The organism is Gemmata algarum (assembly GCF_034097035.1).
Taxonomy (GTDB): domain Bacteria; phylum Planctomycetota; class Planctomycetia; order Gemmatales; family Gemmataceae; genus Gemmata; species Gemmata algarum.
This window is the reverse complement of sequence record NZ_JAXBLV010000039.1, coordinates 1-4,379: the sequence shown is the minus strand read 5'-3', so window position 1 is coordinate 4,379 and position 4,379 is coordinate 1. Positions and strand designations below refer to the sequence as shown.

The 4,379-nt window shown below is 69.1% G+C and carries 5 protein-coding genes and 2 pseudogenes; 4 read left to right on the top strand and 3 right to left on the bottom strand.

What is annotated here, in order from left to right; all coding sequences use genetic code 11:
* Positions 1–167 precede the first annotated feature (167 nt).
* From R5W23_RS05740 to R5W23_RS05730, 3 genes and pseudogenes are all read left to right on the top strand, one after another.
* Entirely contained in the window at positions 168–1,256 is a 1,089-nt protein-coding gene (locus R5W23_RS05740; protein ID WP_320685503.1) for an IS630 family transposase, read from the top strand.
* A 50-nt stretch (positions 1,257–1,306) separates the two neighbouring features.
* Positions 1,307–1,378 (top strand): annotated as a pseudogene (locus tag R5W23_RS05735) (hypothetical protein); the annotation flags it as partial.
* A 21-nt stretch (positions 1,379–1,399) separates the two neighbouring features.
* Complete coding sequence (locus R5W23_RS05730) at positions 1,400–1,975, top strand: transposase family protein (protein ID WP_320685504.1); 576 nt, start codon at positions 1,400–1,402, stop codon at positions 1,973–1,975.
* Between the two features lie 53 nt (positions 1,976–2,028).
* On the opposite strand, the gene R5W23_RS05725 is transcribed toward R5W23_RS05730, so the two are convergent.
* The 3 genes and pseudogenes from R5W23_RS05725 to R5W23_RS05715 form a co-directional block, all read right to left on the bottom strand.
* Positions 2,029–2,187: a hypothetical protein gene (locus R5W23_RS05725; protein ID WP_320685502.1), complete on the bottom strand. Its 159-nt coding sequence runs from the start codon at positions 2,185–2,187 to the stop codon at positions 2,029–2,031.
* Positions 2,188–2,234: 47 nt separating this feature from the next.
* Entirely contained in the window at positions 2,235–3,263 is a 1,029-nt protein-coding gene (locus tag R5W23_RS05720; RefSeq protein ID WP_320685501.1) for a hypothetical protein, read from the bottom strand.
* A 74-nt stretch (positions 3,264–3,337) separates the two neighbouring features.
* A pseudogene (locus R5W23_RS05715) lies at positions 3,338–3,601 on the bottom strand (transposase); the annotation flags it as partial.
* Between the two features lie 14 nt (positions 3,602–3,615).
* Between R5W23_RS05715 and R5W23_RS05710 the strand changes: the two are divergent.
* Entirely contained in the window at positions 3,616–4,095 is a 480-nt protein-coding gene (locus R5W23_RS05710) for a hypothetical protein (protein ID WP_320685499.1), read from the top strand.
* Positions 4,096–4,379: the final 284 nt, after the last annotated feature.

Here is a 4,379-nt window from a genome sequence, read left to right as displayed (position 1 = left end):
TTCTTCATCATGGCGGCACCTCACGGGGGTCTGCCATCATACCAATGGACACCGTGGCATCCTAATTCGTTAGCCTGACACAGCACTAGTGTCCTGAGTTAAAAATTCGTTTCCGGTTTGCGCCGGGTCGTTTCGGGATGTACGTTTCGGCACCTGGAGACCCAGCCATGCCGCGCGGACCTCAGCCCCAGCCGATCGCCCTGACGGACGACGAGCGCGAGAAATTGGCCGACTGGACCCGTCGGCCCACCACCCAGCAGCGCCTCGCGGTCCGCGCCCGGATCGTCCTGGCCGCCGCGGACGGGCACACCAACACGGCCATCGCCGCCGACCTGCGGATCACCCTCCCGACCGTGCGCAAGTGGCGTGGCCGGTTCGCGGACGCGCGCCTCGATGGCCTCACCGATGAGCCGCGACCGGGCGCCACCCGGACGGTCACCGACGCCCAGGTCGAGCAGGCCCTGGCCCGAACACTCGAAACCAAGCCCCAGGATGCGACCCACTGGAGCACCCGCACCTTGGCTCGCGAGCTCCACCTGTCCCAGACCGCCGTGAGCCGCATCTGGCGTGCGTTCGGTCTCAAGCCGCACCTCCAGGAGACGTTTAAGCGGTCCACCGACCCGTTCTTCACCGAGAAGGTGCGGGATGTGGTCGGGTTGTACATGGCCCCGCCCGACAAGGCCATCGTGCTGTGCATCGACGAGAAGAGCCAAGTACAAGCCCTGGACCGTACCCAGCCGACCCAACCGCTGCTACCGGGGCGCGCGGCGAAGGGCACCCACGACTACGTGCGGCACGGCACCACGAGCCTGTTCAGTGCCCTCGATGTGGCCACCGGGGCGGTCGTCGGCAAGTGCTACCGGCGGCACCGGCACCAGGAGTTCGTGGCGTTCCTGGACCACATCGACACCACCCGGACCCGGGAACCGGGCACGACCGTCCACGTGGTGATGGACAACTACGGAACCCACAAGCACCCGGCCGTCAAGGCGTGGTTCACCCGGCACCCGGAGTACGTCCCGCACTTCACCCCGACCAGCAGCTTGTGGCTCAACCAAGTGGAGCGGTTCTTCGCCCAGATCACCGAGCGCCGCATCCGGCGTGGGTCGTTCCAGAGCGTCGAGGCGTTGGAGAAGGCCATCGAGGAGTACCTCGTCACGCGCAACACCAACCCCAAGCCGTTCGTCTGGACCAAGGACGCCGACCTTATCCTCCGCAAGGTCCAGAAGGTCTGCGAGCGGCTGGCGCCGCCATAAATAACTGGAAACGGATCTCTAACTCAGGACACTAGTGCCCGACCAACGAGGTACTCGGGTTCCTGTTCGGGGTGTCCGACTCGACCGCCAGCCGGGTCCGGACCCGGTGCGTGCCGACCCTGGCCCAGGCCGGTCGGGACACCATGCGGATGCCGGACCCGGGTGCCCAACGGCGCCAGCGGCTCCCGGCCGTGCTGAGCGATGCCCCCGGGCTGGCGGTCATCGTGGACTCGTTCGAGCAGCGGACCCAGCGGCCGAAGCGGAGCCCGCGGGCGTATTACTCGGGCCAGAAGAAGGCGCACACGCTCAAGAGCCAGGTGACCGCGGACGAGGGGTCCGGGCGCATCGTCCACGTGTCCGAGTCGGTGCCCGGGCGGTGGGCGGACATCAAGCTCCTCAAGAGGTCCCGGATGCTGGGGCGGTTGCCGGACCGGGTCGGGGCACTCGGGGACCTGGGGTACACCGGGATCCGGGACCTCCACACCGCGAGTGCGTGCCCGCGCCGCAAGCCCCGCGGGCAGGAGCGGCCGCCCGAGGACCGCAAGTACAACCGCGCGTTCGGCCGCCGGATCGGGGTCGAGCATGCGATCGGGCGGCTCCGCCGGTTCCGTTCGCTGGCCCACGTGAACCGGCACCGGCGGCCCGGGCACGCGCTGCGGGTTCGGGCCGTGGCCGGGTTAGTCAATCGGATGCTCGACCACCGAACTAAGGCCGCTTGAGCACCGGTTGGGGAGGGGGACGAACACGCCCACGCTATCGTGAATGAGGTCTATTAGCTGCGGCTCACCTTCACGAACTGATCCACCGCCCCGCTCAGGTCGCCGACCGCCCCCCGGTGCCGCGCCATCGCGCCCGGCAACCCGCTCAGCTGGCTCCGAACGGCGGCCCCCTTGAGTTCGACTTGGCCCAGGATGTGGGCCGCCCGGTGCACTCACCCGAACGCCCGGTACAACGGCGCGAACGCCCCACCCGCCGCGCTCAGGGCACCCCGGAGGATCCCCTCCAGGCGCGTCCGCTCGGGCGCCGCGCCCCCTTGGCCTTGACCCGGCCCAGGCTCCCGGCGACCGCGCTCAGCCGGGCGTGCAACTTGAGCCCCGACGCGTCCAGCGGGGGCCGCCCATCGTCGGTGATGGCGCTCCGTACCGCCGAGCAGTACCCGCGCACCGCGTCGGCCTCGGGATCGGTCCGCCCCTCCACCTGGCGCTCGATCTGGCGGCCCCCGCGGACCTTCTTCTTGAGCGCCACCTTGGCGTGCCGATCGGCCTCGTAAATGGGCCTCGCGGCCTCCCGCAGGTAGTGGAACTGGCACAGCCGGTAGGGCACCCCGGGGAGTGCCTTGGCGACCGCCTTGCGAATCGAGTGCTGGCCGTCGGAGATGGCCCCGGCGACCGGCACCCCGCACGCCCCCTTCACCGCCGACAGCAGGGCCGCCAGATCCTGATTCCGGGCCGACAACAGGCTGTTGGCCAGCAGGATCTGGCCGCTGAGCACGTCCCGGATCACCCACAGCACCTCGTGCCCGACGTCCGGCTGCAACCCGTCGATGGCCAGGATCACCTTCCCCTGAGCGGCCAGCACCTTCTGGAGCCGGCGATCGTCGGTCAGGGACGTGGCGAGCAACTCGTCGTACCGGTCCAGCAGGTTGGTCACGGCCCGCTCGGACACCGACACGTTCCGGGCGATCAAGTGGGTCCGGATCTCGGGCACGGACCGGTGCTCGGTGTACCGCAGGCGGCCGATGAGGGCGATCACGTCGAGCCCGAACTTGTGCCGTCGCGTTGCCCCGGCACCCTCGGCCTCGGGCCGGTACGGCTTCTTGTAACCGGCACAGGCGGCGGTCCGGCACCGGCGAACCGTCAGGTTCAGGCGAGTAACACCGGCCAGCGTGTGGATCGTCCGGCGGGCCATGTACTCGGCCCACATGAGCCGCCCGCAGTGCGGGCACGCCGTTCGCTCCGGCGTCAGATCGCGTGTGATCGTTGGCTCCGCCGTCTTTGCGGTCTTCATGGGACATCCCTCCGGGGACGCTCCAAAGCTTACGAAACCGCCAAAGGATCATCCAGAGACGTTTGCCGGCCTAGCTTTTTTAGGATGTCGCGCTCCGCTTCGAGCCGCTTGACATCGGCCCGGAGCTTGCGGATCTCCTCCTCCTGGGGCGTGAGGTGACCGGAGCCGGGGAACGCATCGACGCCCTTGGTGGCGAGGGCCTTCGTCCAGTCGTGGAGCCGGTTCTCGGTGATGCCCAGCCGCCGGGCCACCTCGGCCACCGACAGCTTCTGGTCGGTGATCATCTTCACCGCCGCGAGCTTGAACTCCGACGTGTACGTCTTGCGCTTGTTCGCCATCGGTGTGTCTCCTCGTGATCAGAGTTTACGCCGCTTTCCCGCTGCCCACCAAACGTGGGGAACTTCAGTCGAACAGACCTAATGGAGCGCCCACGGTCCCGCCTGTCGGCGGGACTTTTTCCCCCCTGCGGACGGTCCTGGGGCTGGATGAGCACGGGTACAGTTCGTCCGTGGTCGAGCGGATCGTCACCGCGACGGCCCGGTTCGCGTCGTTCCGGGACGCCACGTACGCGGTCCAGATGGTGGGCATCGAGATCAGCGAGAGCCGGGTCCGGCGGCTGGCTCATGAGGTCGGGGCGGAACTCATCGAGGCGCGGGACCGGAAGGTAGTCGAGCACCGGCGGCGCCAGTTGGAGCCCCGGACCGCGGTGGTTCCCGAGGCCGTGGTCGTGGAGGTGGATGGGGGGCGCATCCGGACCCGCGCGGCGGGCGCCGGGCCGGGTGTTCACGGGCCCAGAACAAGGAAGACAAGGTCGCGTGCCTGGCCACGTTGAAGGGCCCCAGGTTCCCCGCTGACCCGTGCCCCGAGCCCCCGAGGGGTTCCAATGTCCGCGTCGCGTGCGCCGCCTGGTGCAGCAGATGAAGGGCTCGGCGGGTGAGGCCGGGTTCCAAGAAAACCCAGATGAACCGGCGCCCCCGGTGCCCTCGAGTGACGACGCCTTGGCCCGCCCGCGGTGGTCCCCGGAGCGGGTCGTGAGGACGTGCGTGGCGAGCCTCGGAACGAGTTCGTCGTTCGGCCCGATGATGACCGCCGAGACCCAGGAGCGACACCCCCTAG

Excerpts from the sequence above, each read along its gene's own strand:
- R5W23_RS05740 (WP_320685503.1), top strand. The coding sequence starts at position 168 with ATGCCGCGCGGACCTCAGCCCCAGCCGATCGCCCTGACGGACGACGAG.
- R5W23_RS05730 (WP_320685504.1), top strand. The coding sequence starts at position 1,400 with ATGCGGATGCCGGACCCGGGTGCCCAACGGCGCCAGCGGCTCCCGGCC.
- R5W23_RS05720 (WP_320685501.1), bottom strand. The coding sequence starts at position 3,263 with ATGAAGACCGCAAAGACGGCGGAGCCAACGATCACACGCGATCTGACG.